This window comes from Enterobacter sp. BNK-14 (assembly GCF_047456095.1).
In the GTDB taxonomy this organism is placed as follows: Bacteria; Pseudomonadota; Gammaproteobacteria; order Enterobacterales; family Enterobacteriaceae; genus Enterobacter; species Enterobacter kobei.
The window spans coordinates 2,357,542-2,371,735 of the sequence record NZ_CP179897.1; the positions used below are offsets into that span (position 1 = coordinate 2,357,542).

Annotated in this window: 22 protein-coding genes; 5 read left to right on the forward strand and 17 right to left on the reverse strand. The window is 50.8% G+C overall.

The annotated features are described in order from the left end of the window. Positions 1–11 precede the first annotated feature (11 nt). Positions 12–485, reverse strand: coding sequence for a DUF494 family protein Smg (smg, locus tag ACMGGM_RS11240; protein WP_008503477.1), 474 nt, complete (start codon positions 483–485; stop codon positions 12–14). Continuing rightward, positions 457–1,581 carry a DNA-protecting protein DprA gene (gene dprA, locus ACMGGM_RS11245; RefSeq protein ID WP_023337877.1) on the reverse strand — a complete coding sequence of 375 codons (1,125 nt, stop codon included), beginning with the start codon at positions 1,579–1,581 and terminating at the stop codon, positions 457–459. Before dprA ends, smg begins: the two co-directional genes overlap by 29 nt. 128 nt (positions 1,582–1,709) lie before the next feature. Between dprA and def the strand changes: the two genes are divergently transcribed. The 5 genes from def to mscL all read left to right on the forward strand — a co-directional run bounded on the left by def (position 1,710) and on the right by mscL (position 6,486). Beyond that, positions 1,710–2,219, forward strand: coding sequence for a peptide deformylase (def, locus tag ACMGGM_RS11250; protein ID WP_006812188.1), 510 nt, complete (start codon positions 1,710–1,712; stop codon positions 2,217–2,219). 25 nt (positions 2,220–2,244) lie between these two features. Beyond that, positions 2,245–3,192 carry a methionyl-tRNA formyltransferase gene (gene fmt, locus ACMGGM_RS11255; protein ID WP_045135127.1) on the forward strand — a complete coding sequence of 316 codons (948 nt, stop codon included), beginning with the start codon at positions 2,245–2,247 and terminating at the stop codon, positions 3,190–3,192. Between the two features lie 51 nt (positions 3,193–3,243). Continuing rightward, entirely contained in the window at positions 3,244–4,530 is a 1,287-nt protein-coding gene (rsmB, locus tag ACMGGM_RS11260) for a 16S rRNA (cytosine(967)-C(5))-methyltransferase RsmB (protein ID WP_045135128.1), read from the forward strand. A gap of 22 nt (positions 4,531–4,552) precedes the next feature. After that, positions 4,553–5,929, forward strand: a complete 1,377-nt coding sequence (trkA, locus tag ACMGGM_RS11265) for a Trk system potassium transporter TrkA (RefSeq protein WP_014885463.1) — start codon at positions 4,553–4,555, stop codon at positions 5,927–5,929. 146 nt (positions 5,930–6,075) lie between these two features. Beyond that, complete coding sequence (gene mscL, locus ACMGGM_RS11270) at positions 6,076–6,486, forward strand: large-conductance mechanosensitive channel protein MscL (protein WP_045135129.1); 411 nt, start codon at positions 6,076–6,078, stop codon at positions 6,484–6,486. Here mscL and ACMGGM_RS11275 read toward each other — a convergent pair whose 3' ends face one another. The 15 genes from ACMGGM_RS11275 to rplF all read right to left on the reverse strand — a co-directional run bounded on the left by ACMGGM_RS11275 (position 6,487) and on the right by rplF (position 14,187). Continuing rightward, positions 6,487–6,702, reverse strand: a complete 216-nt coding sequence (locus ACMGGM_RS11275) for an alternative ribosome-rescue factor A (protein ID WP_014885464.1) — start codon at positions 6,700–6,702, stop codon at positions 6,487–6,489. 57 nt (positions 6,703–6,759) lie between these two features. Next, a complete protein-coding gene (gene zntR / locus ACMGGM_RS11280; RefSeq protein WP_014885465.1) occupies positions 6,760–7,185 on the reverse strand; it encodes a Zn(2+)-responsive transcriptional regulator in 426 nt (141 codons plus the stop codon). A 2-nt stretch (positions 7,186–7,187) separates the two neighbouring features. Further along, entirely contained in the window at positions 7,188–7,556 is a 369-nt protein-coding gene (locus ACMGGM_RS11285) for a DUF1992 domain-containing protein (protein WP_014885466.1), read from the reverse strand. A 107-nt stretch (positions 7,557–7,663) separates the two neighbouring features. Further along, positions 7,664–8,047 (reverse strand): 50S ribosomal protein L17, encoded by a 384-nt coding sequence (gene rplQ / locus ACMGGM_RS11290; RefSeq protein ID WP_001216368.1) that lies wholly within the window; start codon positions 8,045–8,047, stop codon positions 7,664–7,666. Positions 8,048–8,087: 40 nt separating this feature from the next. Beyond that, complete coding sequence (locus tag ACMGGM_RS11295) at positions 8,088–9,077, reverse strand: DNA-directed RNA polymerase subunit alpha (RefSeq protein ID WP_002919219.1); 990 nt, start codon at positions 9,075–9,077, stop codon at positions 8,088–8,090. 25 nt (positions 9,078–9,102) lie between these two features. Next, complete coding sequence (gene rpsD, locus ACMGGM_RS11300; protein ID WP_003863314.1) at positions 9,103–9,723, reverse strand: 30S ribosomal protein S4; 621 nt, start codon at positions 9,721–9,723, stop codon at positions 9,103–9,105. Positions 9,724–9,755: 32 nt separating this feature from the next. Next, a complete protein-coding gene (gene rpsK, locus ACMGGM_RS11305; RefSeq protein WP_003863312.1) occupies positions 9,756–10,145 on the reverse strand; it encodes a 30S ribosomal protein S11 in 390 nt (129 codons plus the stop codon). A gap of 16 nt (positions 10,146–10,161) precedes the next feature. Next, a complete protein-coding gene (rpsM, locus tag ACMGGM_RS11310; RefSeq protein ID WP_003863308.1) occupies positions 10,162–10,518 on the reverse strand; it encodes a 30S ribosomal protein S13 in 357 nt (118 codons plus the stop codon). Between the two features lie 146 nt (positions 10,519–10,664). Further along, the gene (gene rpmJ / locus ACMGGM_RS11315) at positions 10,665–10,781 is read right to left on the reverse strand and encodes a 50S ribosomal protein L36 (protein ID WP_000868187.1); all 117 of its coding nucleotides are present in this window, start codon (positions 10,779–10,781) and stop codon (positions 10,665–10,667) included. Between the two features lie 31 nt (positions 10,782–10,812). Beyond that, complete coding sequence (gene secY / locus ACMGGM_RS11320) at positions 10,813–12,144, reverse strand: preprotein translocase subunit SecY (protein ID WP_003863305.1); 1,332 nt, start codon at positions 12,142–12,144, stop codon at positions 10,813–10,815. Positions 12,145–12,151: 7 nt separating this feature from the next. After that, on the reverse strand, positions 12,152–12,586 hold the full coding sequence (gene rplO, locus ACMGGM_RS11325) for a 50S ribosomal protein L15 (protein ID WP_014885468.1): 435 nt from the start codon (positions 12,584–12,586) through the stop codon (positions 12,152–12,154). Between the two features lie 3 nt (positions 12,587–12,589). Continuing rightward, positions 12,590–12,769 (reverse strand): 50S ribosomal protein L30, encoded by a 180-nt coding sequence (gene rpmD / locus ACMGGM_RS11330; RefSeq protein WP_003863301.1) that lies wholly within the window; start codon positions 12,767–12,769, stop codon positions 12,590–12,592. A 6-nt stretch (positions 12,770–12,775) separates the two neighbouring features. Further along, positions 12,776–13,276, reverse strand: coding sequence for a 30S ribosomal protein S5 (gene rpsE / locus ACMGGM_RS11335; RefSeq protein WP_003863299.1), 501 nt, complete (start codon positions 13,274–13,276; stop codon positions 12,776–12,778). A gap of 14 nt (positions 13,277–13,290) precedes the next feature. Beyond that, complete coding sequence (gene rplR, locus ACMGGM_RS11340; protein WP_003863297.1) at positions 13,291–13,644, reverse strand: 50S ribosomal protein L18; 354 nt, start codon at positions 13,642–13,644, stop codon at positions 13,291–13,293. Positions 13,645–13,653: 9 nt separating this feature from the next. After that, positions 13,654–14,187, reverse strand: a complete 534-nt coding sequence (gene rplF / locus ACMGGM_RS11345) for a 50S ribosomal protein L6 (protein ID WP_003863296.1) — start codon at positions 14,185–14,187, stop codon at positions 13,654–13,656. Between the last annotated feature and the right edge of the window lie 7 nt (positions 14,188–14,194).

Sequence of the window (14,194 nt, forward strand, 5' to 3'; positions counted from 1 at the left end):
GCACATTTGAATTAATGCAGCATACCTTCATTCACTTCAAAGAGTAATTCTTCCATTTGCTGATAGGCATTTTCACAACCCGGGATATTAAACAGAACCATCAGGATCACCCATTTGAGATCTTCCAGTTCAAATTCTGCCGTATCCAGCGCCATGACGCGCTCTATCACCATTTCTCTCGTTTCGAGGTTTAGCACCTGAATCTGCTCAAGGAATAAGATGAATCCCCGGCAGCTGGCATCCAGCCTTTCACACTCTTCAGCGGTATAGATGCGTACTGACAATGGGTCAGAAGCAAGCTGCATCGGTTCGGCGAGGCCTTCCTGATAATCAGCCAGTTTTTCCAGCCACATCAACGCATTATAGATATCTTCCCGCTCAAACCCCGCATCGGTAAGATCCTGTGTCAATTTGTCCTGATCCACTCGCATTTCTGCTTCGTTATGGATGTAAGTCTCAAACAAATACATCAGTACGTCGAACATGGCATGCCCTCCTTAATCGGACATAGCCGCCGGGTACAGCTGCGATCCACCCTGCTAACTCCAGTTCGAGTAGCTGTGCTACCGTTACTGGCACAGGTTGGCCGGCACGTTCAGCGACAACGTCAACAGGTGTTACCTCATCTCCTACGTTAGCCAGGAGCTTAGGAAATGGCAATGCCACCTTTCCCTGATCTGACGAATAATGTCGCTTTTCGGGATCTTCCTGCAGCCATTGCAACCCATGTTGCAAATTTTCAAGAATATCCCCTACCTCGGTTACCGGCGTTGCGCCCTGCTTTATCAGCCAGTGTGGCCCTTCGCAGCCGGGGTTACCTATCGGACCGGGCAAGGCGAAAACCTCCCGCCCCTGCTCAAGTGCGCACCGGGCCGTGACCAGAGAGCCGCTTCGCACTGCCGCTTCAACGACCAAGACGCCCTGGCTTAACCCGCTGATAATCCGATTACGGCGCGGAAAGTTTGCCGGTCGGGGCTGTGCCGAGAGAGGAAACTCAGACACTATCGCCCCGTCAGATTCAATAATCTGCATCGCCAGAGCCTGATGCCGACGGGGATAAACGCTAAACAGGCCGTTCCCCAGCACGGCCACGCTACGTCCTTTTGCGGACAGCGCAGCGTGATGGGCGACACCGTCAATACCGCAGGCCAACCCACTGGTGATTGTGAAACCGCTTTGTGAAAGCTGTTCGCACAGGATTTTCCCCCACCGCTCACCGTACCATGACGGCGCCCGACTCCCCACCACAGCCAGTTGGACAGTATTAAGTGTCGCTAAGTTACCTTTTACACATAATGCCCCAGGATAATCGGGAATCGTTCGCAGCAAAGGGGGATAAAAGGGATGGTTTGCCGTCAACAAATGATTTCCCGGCATTTCAAGCCACTTAAGGCTTCGCTCCAGTTCACTTTCCTCTAAGGCAAAGAACCGGCTAGCCTGTTTTGCTGACAGCCCGGCGTCTATGACAGCAGGAACATCTATATTTGTCTGCTTGAGCAACCGTGCAGCGGCTTCCAGCATCCCATCACCACACAGAGAACCCGTGTGGATAAGCCGTAACCATATCTCGGTAGACGTCATCCTTTCCCCCTGCCATAAGCGGCCTGCGCAATCATTGCGATTGGTCACTGATGCTGTCAATCGACCGGGGATTTGTCTAGAATAGAAGTAATATTCTTATCAACTCCTGAACACGACTCTGGAAATTTATGGCAGTTTTGCAAGTGTTACATATTCCGGACGAGCGCCTTCGCATCGTCGCTGAACCGGTTAAAGAAGTGAATGCAGAAATTCAGCGTATCGTCGATGATATGTTCGATACCATGTACGCTGAAGAAGGCATTGGCCTGGCGGCGACCCAGGTAGACATTCACAAGCGTATTATCGTGATCGACGTTTCTGAAAATCGCGATGAGCGTCTGGTGCTGATTAACCCTGAGTTGCTTGAAAAGAGCGGCGAAACGGGTATCGAGGAAGGCTGTTTGTCCATTCCTGAACAGCGCGCTTTGGTGCCACGTGCCGAAAAAGTGAAAATTCGCGCCCTGGATCGTGACGGTAATCCGTTCGAACTGGAAGCAGACGACCTGCTGGCGATTTGTATTCAGCATGAGATGGATCATCTGGTCGGTAAACTGTTTATCGATTACCTCTCGCCGCTGAAACAGCAGCGTATTCGTCAGAAAGTAGAGAAACTGGATCGTTTGCGCTCTCGCGCATAACGTCCCCCCGGATACAAGGATCATCGTGTCTAAAACACTACGTATTATCTTCGCGGGAACCCCTGATTTTGCAGCGCGTCATCTTGGCGCGCTGTTATCTTCTGGTCACCAGGTTGTTGGCGTCTTTACCCAGCCGGACCGCCCGGCAGGTCGCGGTAAAAAACTGATGCCGAGCCCCGTAAAGGTGCTGGCAGAAGAGCATGGGCTACCCGTTTTCCAGCCCGCCTCCTTACGCCCACAGGAAAACCAGCAGCTGGTTGCTGACCTGGATGCCGACGTAATGGTGGTGGTGGCGTATGGTTTAATTCTGCCAAAAGCCGTGCTTGATATGCCTCGCCTGGGCTGTATCAACGTGCATGGTTCCCTGCTCCCGCGTTGGCGTGGTGCGGCACCTATACAGCGCTCCCTGTGGGCGGGTGATGCTAAAACCGGCGTTACAATCATGAAGATGGATGTAGGTTTAGACACGGGCGACATGCTGTATAAGTTGACGTGTCCCATTACGGCAGAAGATACCAGCGCTACGCTGTATGACAAGCTGGCAGATCTCGGCCCACAAGGGCTCATTAAGACCTTACAGCAGCTTGCTGACAATACGGCGAAGCCTGAGGTTCAGGATGAGTCTCTCGTCACCTACGCCGAAAAACTGAGCAAAGAAGAAGCCCGGATCGACTGGTCTCTCTCCGCCGCTCAACTTGAACGCTGCATCCGCGCCTTCAATCCATGGCCAATGAGCTGGCTGATGATTGATGAGCAGCCCCTGAAAGTCTGGAAAGCGTCAGTGATTAACAGCATCACAGCAGCTGAACCCGGTACGATTATCGACGCCAGCAAGAACGGAATCCAGGTTGCGACTGCAGAAGGGATCCTGAATCTTGAGTCATTACAACCGGCCGGTAAGAAAGCCATGAGTGCACAGGATCTGTTAAATTCCCGTCGCGAATGGTTTATACCGGGCAATCGCCTTGCCTGATCCAATATTTGCTTAAAGCCCGGTGTTCCGGGCATTTTTATTTTTACGGTTATGAAAAAACAAAATCTTCGCAGTATGGCGGCGCAGGCCGTTGAGCAGGTCATCGAGCAGGGTCAGTCATTGAGTAATGTCCTGCCTCCCCTGCAACAAAAAGTATCTGATAAAGACAAAGCCCTGCTTCAGGAGCTCTGTTTTGGCGTCCTGCGCACTCTCTCTCAACTTGAGTGGCTCATTAATAAGCTGATGTCACGCCCAATGACCGGCAAACAGCGCACCATACATTATTTGATTATGGTGGGTTTTTATCAGCTTCTTCATACCCGAATCCCCCCTCATGCCGCACTGGCTGAGACGGTGGAAGGTGCCGTTGCGATTAAACGTCCTCAGTTGAAAGGGTTGATCAACGGTGTACTGCGTCAGTTCCAGCGACAGCAGGAAGAGCTGCTGGCTGAATTTACGCAAAGCGAAACACGTTACCTGCATCCGGACTGGCTTCTGAATCGCCTTAAAAAGGCGTATCCACAACAATGGCAAAACATTGCCGAAGCCAATAATCAACGTCCACCGATGTGGCTGCGCGTTAACCGGAATCATCATACCCGCGATGCCTGGCTGAGCTTGCTCGAAGAGGCCGGAATGAGTGGATTCACACATGATGCCTATCCTGACGCCGTGCGTTTAGCTTCCCCTGCACCGGTACATGCTTTACCCGGTTTTGATGAAGGCTGGGTGACCGTACAGGATGCCTCTGCTCAGGGTTGTATGACTTTCCTTGACCCGAAAAATGGCGAGCAGATCCTCGATCTGTGCGCAGCACCGGGCGGAAAAACAACGCACATTCTGGAAGTGGCTCCGCAGGCCAGCGTGATGGCAGTCGATGTTGATGAGCAGCGTCTTTCACGCGTCTACGATAACCTTAAGCGTCTGGGTATGAAGGCTCAGGTTAAGCAGGGCGATGGACGCAAACCCGCAGAATGGTGTGGTGAAACACAATTCGATCGTATTTTGCTGGATGCCCCTTGCTCTGCAACCGGTGTTATTCGCCGTCACCCCGATATCAAGTGGCTGCGCCGCGATCGTGATATCAAGGAACTTGCCCAACTGCAATCGGATATTCTTGACGCCATCTGGCCGCATCTAAAACCTGGTGGAACGCTGATCTACGCGACCTGCTCCGTGCTGCCGGAAGAAAACAGCCAGCAAATCGCGGCCTTCCTTAAACGCACTCCGGACGCTACGCTGCGTGATACGGGAACACCTGAAAACCCGGGTCAGCAGAACCTGCCGGGTGCGGAAGAGGGTGATGGCTTCTTTTACGCTAAGCTAATCAAAGAGTGATGTTGAGAACAGGTCACAAGATATGAAGATTATCATTCTGGGCGCAGGACAGGTTGGTGGAACGCTGGCAGAAAACCTGGTTGGCGAAAACAATGACATCACTATTGTTGATACCAACGGAGATCGTCTGCGCGTATTGCAGGACAAATTTGACCTTCGCGTTGTGCAGGGTCACGGTTCGCATCCGCGCGTTCTGCGCGAGGCTGGCGCTGACGATGCCGACATGCTGGTTGCGGTCACCAGTTCTGATGAAACCAATATGGTGGCTTGTCAGGTAGCCTATTCGCTTTTCAACACACCAAACCGAATCGCACGTATCCGCTCTCCGGACTATGTTCGCGATGCCGAGAAACTGTTTAATTCAGAAGCGGTTCCAATCGATCATCTCATCGCGCCTGAACAACTGGTTATCGACAATATCTATCGCCTGATCGAATATCCAGGGGCACTGCAGGTGGTGAACTTTGCCGAAGGGAAAGTCAGTCTGGCTGTAGTTAAGGCTTATTACGGTGGGCCATTGATTGGCAACGCGTTGTCCACCATGCGCGAACATATGCCCCATATTGATACGCGCGTCGCCGCTATTTTCCGTCACGACAGACCTATCCGCCCGCAAGGCTCTACCATTGTCGAAGCTGGCGATGAGGTCTTCTTTATTGCTGCCTCTCAGCATATCCGTGCGGTGATGAGTGAGCTACAGCGTCTCGAAAAGCCTTATAAACGTATTATGCTGGTCGGCGGCGGCAATATCGGCGCGGGTCTCGCGCGCAGGCTGGAAAAAGACTATAGCGTGAAATTGATCGAGCGCGATCAACAGCGTGCTTCTGAACTGGCGGAGAAGTTGCAAAATACGATCGTATTTTATGGCGATGCGTCGGATCAGGAGCTGCTGGCAGAAGAACATATTGATCAAGTAGATCTTTTTATTGCCGTCACTAATGATGACGAGGCGAATATTATGTCTGCCATGCTCGCCAAGCGTATGGGGGCAAAGAAGGTCATGGTGCTTATCCAGCGTAAGGCTTATGTTGATCTCGTTCAGGGCAGCGTTATTGATATTGCCATTTCACCGCAGCAGGCAACGATTTCTGCCCTGCTTAGCCATGTACGTAAAGCGGACATTGTCGGTGTTTCATCGCTCCGCCGCGGTGTGGCTGAAGCCATTGAAGCGGTGGCGCATGGTGATGAAACCACGTCACGCGTTGTGGGCCGCGCCATCGACGAAATTAAATTGCCGCCAGGCACCATAATCGGCGCTGTCGTGCGTGGGAATGATGTCATGATCGCCAATGATAATTTGCGTATTGAACAAGGCGATCACGTAATTATGTTCCTTACCGATAAAAAGTTTATTACCGACGTCGAACGTTTATTCCAGCCAAGTCCCTTCTTCCTTTAATGAGTCGGGTGCTCGCATACGAGCACCCACGCTTTAACCGCTTAATTCCTGTGCCTTTTATTTTTCATAACGTTTAATTATCCCGAATGGCAAATAGCTAATCATTTGTTAAACTTATAGTCGTCAGCTGGCACAAGGAGAACATAATGAGTTTTATTAAAGAATTTCGCGAATTTGCGATGCGCGGGAACGTGGTTGATTTGGCAGTGGGTGTCATTATTGGTGCGGCATTCGGCAAGATTGTTTCATCATTAGTTGCAGATATCATCATGCCACCTTTAGGGTTGCTCATCGGGGGCATTGATTTCAAACAATTTGCCTTCACGCTGCGTGAAGCGCAGGGGGATATCCCGGCAGTAGTGATGCATTATGGCTTATTTATTCAGAACGTATTTGATTTCGTGATTGTGGCGTTTGCTATTTTCATGGCTATCAAGCTGATCAACAGACTCAACCGTAAAAAAGAAGAGCCAGCAGCTGCGCCAGCACCAACGAAAGAAGAAGTCTTGCTGACTGAAATCCGCGATCTGTTAAAAGAGCAGAACAACCGCGTTTAATCAGCAAATTAAAGCAGGAAGGCCAGTGGTAAATAAGCGATTCGCTTGCTTGCCACTGGCCTCCCAGTTACCCCGTTTTGCATGTTTGTTTTTACGCAGATAACTTCCCTTCCCTTTTTTATTCTTTTCAACACGCTGTCGAAAAAGCGGGTCGTGAAGTAAGGCCTCAATGGCATTGTCTTTAATTTGTCCCTTCGTATGCTGATAGTGGCTCATCTTTTCTCCTGAGCATGATTTATGACGACTGAAGTCTAGACCCGGGTGGATTAAAAATCAACATCCCCGCGTTTCTCCACTGGCCCCCTGTTCAAGGGCTTCAAGAATTGAACAATAAATACTGCTATGGGCCGTTCCACAGCAGGCATCATTCAGCCTTTGCAGAGAACGTTGCATGGTTTGCAGCTCCTGAATACGGGCTTCAACTTCATCAAGCCGGGCCTGCACGATGCTTTTTGATTCCTGGCAGGTATGATGTTCAGGATCGATGCGGATCGATAATAACTCGCGGATCGAGTCCAGCGTGAATCCAAGCTGTCGCGCATAGCGTATAAATCTTAAACGCTGTAGATCGTTATCGGTATAAAGCCGAAACCCGCCTTCTGTGCGTACTTCATGATCGATCATCTGCTGCTTTTCGTAATATCGGATAGTATCCGGCGTTACGTTCGCGAGCTTTGCAAGTTCACCGATACGGTACATCGCTACTCCTCGTTTATTTTCTGCATCAATCTTTCACTGTATTCGCCATGCAGAAATTCAGTACTCAACCCGGCCTGACGTAACTTGAGCTCGACAAGGGCAAGCCTGCGGCTAAGTTCAGTATGTCGTGGATCGTCCCGACGAATACCTTTTAGCAAATCGATAAGTTCAACGGCCTCTCTGCGCTGCTCAAGCTCAGGAGGAAGACAGCCGGCGTTTTTTAGTAAACGGTATCCGGCCCGCAGTTCAGGCGCAATATGCGAATCATCTTCCAGCACAAGAGGTTCGCCGCTTCCGGGGAGATCGTCGAAATCACCTTTATTTTGGGCATCGCGAATATGGCGTTCTGCCCACTGGTCAAGCAACCACATCGTCAGCTCCAGGGGATGAACAGAATTAATACAGACATTGTAGAGAAGTGGAGATACTGCGGATATAAAAAAACCCGCCGAGGCGGGTTTTTTTACGTTACTGCAGATTACTCTGCAGCAGCTTCTGCTTTCTCTGAACGATCAACCAGCTCGATGTAAGCCATCGGCGCGTTGTCGCCTGCACGGAAACCACACTTCAGAATGCGAGTGTAACCACCGGCACGGCTCGCGAAACGCGGGCCCAGTTCGTTAAACAGTTTTGCCACGATCTCGTTATCACGAGTGCGGGCGAATGCCAGACGACGATTAGCAACGCTGTCAGTCTTGGCAAGAGTAATCAGCGGCTCAACTACGCGACGCAGCTCTTTCGCTTTAGGCAGGGTCGTCTTGATGATTTCATGACGAACCAGTGAACCTGCCATGTTGCGGAACATAGCCTGGCGATGGCTGCTGTTGCGGTTCAGTTGACGACCACTCTTACGATGGCGCATGACCTTATCCTTCTCAGTAAAACCTTAACCTGTGATCCGGTTACTCGTCAGCAATGCTTGCTGGTGGCCAGTTTTCCAGGCGCATGCCCAGAGACAAACCACGTGAAGCCAGCACGTCTTTAATCTCGGTAAGAGATTTTTTACCCAAGTTCGGCGTTTTCAGCAACTCAACCTCGGTACGCTGTACCAGATCACCGATATAGTGGATAGCTTCTGCCTTGAGGCAGTTAGCAGAGCGGACAGTCAATTCGAGATCGTCAACAGGGCGCAGCAGGATCGGATCGAATTCTGGTTTCTCTTCTTTCACTTCCGGCTGACGAACATCACGTAAGTCAACGAAAGCTTCCAGTTGTTCTGCCAGGATGGTTGCCGCACGACGAATCGCCTCTTCAGGATCGATTGTGCCGTTGGTTTCCATTTCGATGACCAGCTTGTCCAGGTCGGTACGCTGTTCTACACGCGCTGCTTCAACATTGTAGGCAATACGCTCTACAGGGCTGTAGCATGCGTCGACCAGCAGACGGCCGATTGGGCGCTCATCTTCTTCCGAATGAATTCGGGCAGAAGCCGGCACATAACCACGACCGCGCTGAACTTTGATACGCATGCTAATAGCTGCGTTCTCATCGGTCAGGTGGCAGATCACGTGCTGCGGCTTGACGATTTCAACATCACCGTCGTGGGTGATGTCGGCTGCAGTCACAGGGCCAATGCCAGATTTATTCAGAGTAAGAATAACTTCATCTTTACCCTGAACTCTCACCGCCAGCCCTTTCAGGTTGAGCAGGATTTCAAGGATATCTTCCTGAACGCCTTCTTTGGTGCTGTACTCATGAAGTACACCATCAATCTCAACCTCGGTCACCGCGCAACCCGGCATCGATGAGAGCAGAATACGGCGCAGTGCGTTACCCAGAGTATGGCCAAAGCCACGCTCTAAAGGCTCAAGGGTCACCTTGGCGTGCGTCGAACTCACTTGCTCGATATCTACCAGGCGCGGTTTTAGAAACTCTGTCACAGAACCCTGCATTGTGTCCTCTCTTTGGTACTAAGCTTTACTTGGAGTAAAGCTCGACGATCAGGTGTTCGTTAATGTCCGCAGACAGATCAGAACGTTCCGGCTGACGCTTGAACGTACCTTCCATCTTGCCAGCATCAACTTCCAGCCAGGTTGGCTTTTCACGCTGCTCAGCCAGCTCCAGAGCGGCCTTCACGCGAGATTGCTTTTTCGCTTTCTCACGAATGCTAACAACGTCATTCGCTTTAACCTGATAAGAAGCGATGTTAACAACACGACCGTTTACCATGATTGCTTTGTGGCTAACCAACTGGCGTGATTCAGCACGAGTCGCGCCGAAGCCCATACGGTAAACAACGTTGTCCAGACGACCTTCCAGCAGAGCCAGCAGGTTTTCACCTGTGTTGCCTTTCAGACGTGCTGCTTCTTTATAGTAGTTACGGAACTGACGCTCCAGCACACCGTAGATACGGCGAACTTTTTGCTTTTCACGCAACTGCACACCATAGTCAGACAGACGCGGTTTACGCGCACCGTGCTGGCCAGGAGCTTGTTCAATTTTACACTTGGTATCGATCGCGCGAACGCCAGACTTAAGGAATAAGTCGGTGCCCTCACGACGGCTCAGCTTGAGCTTAGGACCCAAATATCTTGCCATTTTCTATCTCCAACTAACCTAAAAAACGAGCGTTATACGCGACGTTTTTTCGGCGGACGACAACCGTTATGAGGGATCGGAGTCACATCAGTAATATTCGTGATGCGGAAACCAGCGGCGTTCAGAGCGCGAACAGTAGATTCACGACCCGGACCCGGACCTTTAACCATAACTTCCAGATTCTTGATGCCGTATTCTTTTACGGCTTCAGCGCAACGCTCTGCTGCAACCTGAGCTGCGAACGGAGTGGATTTGCGAGAACCACGGAAACCGGAACCACCGGCTGTTGCCCAACCCAAAGCGTTACCCTGACGATCAGTAATAGTAACGATGGTGTTGTTGAAAGAAGCATGGATATGAGCCACGCCGTCAGAGACTTGTTTTCTTACACGTTTACGTGCACGAACTGGTGCCTTTGCCATTATTCAATCACCCCGATTATTTCTTGATCGGTTTGCGCGGACCCTTACGGGTACGTGCGTTGGTCTTAGTACGCTGACCGCGCACTGGCAGACCACGACGATGACGCAAACCGCGATAGCAACCAAGATCCATCAGGCGCTTGATGCTCATGCTGATTTCACGGCGCAGATCACCTTCAACGACAAATTTGGCAACTTCGTCACGCAGCGTGTCGATTTGTTCTTCAGACAGCTCACTGATCTTAACATCTTCAGCGATACCCGCTGCAGCCAGAATGGCTTTAGAACGGGTCTTGCCGACGCCGTAGATCGAAGTTAATGCGATCACAGCATGTTTCTGATCAGGAATGTTAATGCCTGCTATACGGGCCACTATGCACTCCTACTATTTAATATGTACGCACCATGCTGAAAAGCCCGTTTTCAGGATACTCAAATGGAAACGTACAGACATACAAAAGATTGGCTGGCTAATCTAGCCAGCTCAACCCAACTTTGCAAGAAAAATATGCGAAATAATCAGCCTTGGCGCTGTTTATGCTTCGGCTCGGCACTGCAAATCACACGGATGACACCATCACGCTTAACGATTTTGCAGTTACGGCATAATTTCTTGACGGAAGCACGAACTTTCATTTTTACTCTCCGTAACTTCTCAGGCGACCAATTAGCGGCCGTAGCCTTTCAGGTTCGCCTTCTTCAATGCAGACTCATACTGACTGGACATCATCAGAGTTTGCACTTGAGCCATAAAGTCCATAATCACGACAACAACGATAAGCAGTGAGGTCCCACCGAAGTAGAACGGTACTTTCATTGCATCACGCATGAACTCCGGGATCAGGCAGATAAAAGTAATATAAAGCGCACCAACCAAAGTCAGGCGGGTCATTACTTTATCGATATACTTCGCCGTTTGCTCTCCCGGACGAATTCCTGGTACAAATGCACCGGACTTCTTCAGGTTATCTGCTGTTTCACGCGGGTTGAAGACCAACGCCGTGTAGAAGAAACAGAAGAAGATGATCGCAGACGCATAGAGTAACACATAAAGTGGTTGCCCAGGCTGCAAATACAGCGAAATTGTTGTCAGCCAGTTCCAACCAGTACCGCCCCCGAACCATGACGCGATGGTTGCCGGGAACAGAATAATACTGGAAGCGAAGATTGCCGGGATTACCCCCGCCATATTCACTTTCAGCGGTAAATGTGTGCTCTGTGCAGCATAGACACGACGACCTTGCTGACGTTTCGCGTAGTTCACCACAATGCGGCGTTGACCACGTTCAACGAAGACAACAAAGAACGTCACTGCAAATACTAATACTGCAACCAACAGCAACAGGAGGAAGTGCAGGTCGCCTTGACGCGCTTGCTCGATAGTGTGGGCGATGGCTGGCGGAAGACCCGCAACAATACCGGCGAAGATAATGATTGAGATACCGTTACCGATACCACGCTCAGTAATCTGTTCGCCGAGCCACATCAGGAACATCGTCCCTGTGACCAGACTAACAACAGCGGTGAAATAGAATGCAAAGCCTGGGTTTAATACCAGGCCCTGCATACCAGGCATATTCGGCAGACCGGTAGCAATACCGATCGACTGGAATATTGCCAGCACCAGAGTACCGTAACGGGTGTACTGACTAATCTTACGACGTCCAGACTCCCCTTCTTTCTTCAATTCTGCCAGGGCCGGATGAACGACCGTCAGCAGCTGGATAATAATCGATGCCGAAATATACGGCATGATACCCAGAGCGAAGATAGAAGCACGGCTGAGAGCACCACCAGAGAACATGTTGAACATTTCAATGATGGTGCCTCGCTGTTGCTCAAGCAGTTTGGCAAGTACAGCGGCATCGATACCAGGGATCGGAATAAAAGAGCCAATACGGAACACAATCAGCGCGCCGATAACAAACAGCAGTCTGCGTTTCAGCTCGCCAAATCCACCTTTGGCACTTTGAAAATCTAATCCCGGTTGCTTAGCCATCTGCTACTTATTCCTCAATTTTACCGCCAGCAGCTTCGATAGCAGCACGAGCACCTTTAGTAACACGCAGGCCACGAACAGTTACCGGAGTAGAAACTTCACCAGACAGGATCACTTTCGCGAACTCGATCTGAATACCGATAATGTTTGCTGCTTTCAGCGTGTTCAGGTCTACAACGCCGCCTTCAACTTTCGCCAGGTCAGACAGACGGATTTCCGCTGTGATCGCTGCTTTGCGAGAGGTGAAGCCGAACTTCGGCAGACGACGGTACAGTGGCATCTGGCCACCCTCGAAACCGCGACGTACGCCACCGCCAGAACGAGAGTTCTGACCTTTGTGACCACGACCACCGGTTTTGCCGAGGCCAGAACCGATACCACGACCCAGGCGTTTACCCGCCTTTTTAGAGCCTTCGGCCGGAGACAGAGTATTTAAACGCATCTCTTACTCCTCAACTTTAACCATGAAGTAAACCGCGTTGACCATACCACGAACAGCAGGAGTATCCTCGCGCTCAACGGTATGACCAATACGACGCAGACCCAGGCCAAGCAGCGTTGCCTTGTGTTTCGGCAGACGACCGATTGCACTGCGGGTTTGAGTGATTTTAATAGTCTTTGCCATGGTCAATTACCCCAGAATTTCTTCAACGGATTTACCACGCTTGGCAGCGACCATTTCTGGAGAATTCATATTTTCCAGGCCATCAATAGTTGCACGAACCACGTTAATCGGGTTGGTGGAACCATATGCTTTGGCCAGAACGTTATGAACCCCAGCAACTTCCAGAACGGCGCGCATTGCACCACCGGCGATGATACCGGTACCTTCTGAAGCTGGCTGCATGAATACACGAGAACCCGTGTGAACACCTTTAACAGGGTGTTGCAGGGTGCCGTTGTTCAGCGCGACGTTAATCATATTGCGACGGGCTTTTTCCATCGCTTTCTGGATCGCTGCTGGAACTTCACGCGCTTTACCGTAACCAAAACCAACGCGACCGTTACCATCGCCTACTACAGTCAGAGCTGTGAAGGAGAAAATACGACCACCTTTAACGGTTTTAGATACGCGGTTTACCGCGATCAGCTTTTCCTGCAGTTCGCCAGCCTGTTTTTCGATGTGAGCCATCTTACACCTCTACCTTAGAACTGAAGGCCAGCTTCACGGGCAGCATCTGCCAGTGCCTGGACACGACCATGATATTGGAACCCGGAACGGTCAAAGGAAACATTGCTGATGCCTTTTTCCAGAGCGCGTTCAGCAACAGCTTTACCTACAGCTGCAGCGGCGTCTTTGTTACCGGTGTACTTCAATTGTTCTGAGATAGCTTTTTCTACAGTAGAAGCAGCTACCAGAACTTCAGAACCGTTCGGTGCAATTACCTGTGCGTAAATATGACGCGGGGTACGATGTACCACCAGGCGAGTTGCACCCAGCTCTTTGAGCTTGCGGCGTGCGCGGGTCGCACGACGGATACGAGCAGATTTCTTATCCATAGTGTTACCTTACTTCTTCTTAGCCTCTTTGGTACGCACGACTTCGTCGGCGTAACGAACACCCTTGCCTTTGTAAGGCTCAGGACGACGGTAGGCGCGCAGATCTGCTGCAACCTGACCGATCAGCTGTTTATCAGCGCCTTTCAGCACGATTTCAGTTTGAGTCGGACATTCTGCAGTGATACCGGCCGGCAGCGGATGCTCAACAGGGTGTGAGAAGCCCAGAGACAGGCCTACTGCATTCCCTTTGATCGCTGCACGATAACCTACACCAACCAGCTGAAGCTTTTTAGTGAAGCCTTCGGTAACACCAACAACCATTGAGTTCAGCAGGGCACGCGCGGTACCAGCCTGAGCCCATCCATCCACGAAACCATCACGTGGACCGAAGGTCAGAGCGTTATCTGCATGTTTAACTTCAACAGCTTTGTTGAGGGTACGAGTCAGCTCGCCGTTTTTACCTTTGATCGTAATAACCTGACCGTCGATTTTAACATCAACGCCGGCAGGAATGACGACCGGTGCTTTAGCAACACGAGACATTCTTTCC